Origin of the sequence: Acinetobacter sp. NIOH-H-8 (assembly GCF_046635365.1) — a bacterium.
In the GTDB taxonomy this organism is placed as follows: Bacteria; Pseudomonadota; Gammaproteobacteria; order Pseudomonadales; family Moraxellaceae; genus Acinetobacter.
Window position 1 is genome coordinate 1 of sequence record NZ_JBHDVN010000276.1, and the last position, 412, is coordinate 412.

Genomic DNA, 412 nt, shown 5'->3' on the forward strand with positions numbered 1-412 from the left:
ATCCTGGTTTCGGCGGTCAGTCTTTCATTCCTCAAACACTGGATAAACTGCGCGAAGTACGTCGCCGTATCGACGAGTCTGGCTTTGACATTCGTCTGGAAGTGGACGGTGGCGTGAAGGTGAACAACATTGGCGAAATCGCTGCGGCGGGCGCGGATATGTTCGTCGCCGGTTCGGCAATCTTCGACCAGCCAGACTACAAAAAAGTCATTGATGAAATGCGCAGTGAACTGGCAAAGGTAAGTCATGAATAAGTTTGAAGATATTCGCGGCGTCGCTTTTGATCTTGATGGTACGCTGGTCGACAGTGCTCCCGGACTTGCTGCTGCGGTAGATATGGCGCTGTATGCGCTGGAGTTGCCCATCGCAGGTGAAGAACGCGTTATTACCTGGATTGGTAACGGCGCAGATG

The 412-nt window shown here is 52.4% G+C and carries 1 protein-coding gene and 1 pseudogene; both read left to right on the forward strand.

Annotated elements, in window-relative coordinates; all coding sequences use genetic code 11:
* Window positions 1-254 (forward strand): annotated as a pseudogene (locus tag ACEWB7_RS18210) (ribulose-phosphate 3-epimerase); the annotation flags it as partial.
* Window positions 247-412 (forward strand): HAD family hydrolase (locus tag ACEWB7_RS18215; protein ID WP_411581118.1); only part of this gene is annotated, 166 nt, incomplete at its 3' end. The pseudogene ACEWB7_RS18210 and the gene ACEWB7_RS18215, both read left to right, overlap by 8 nt.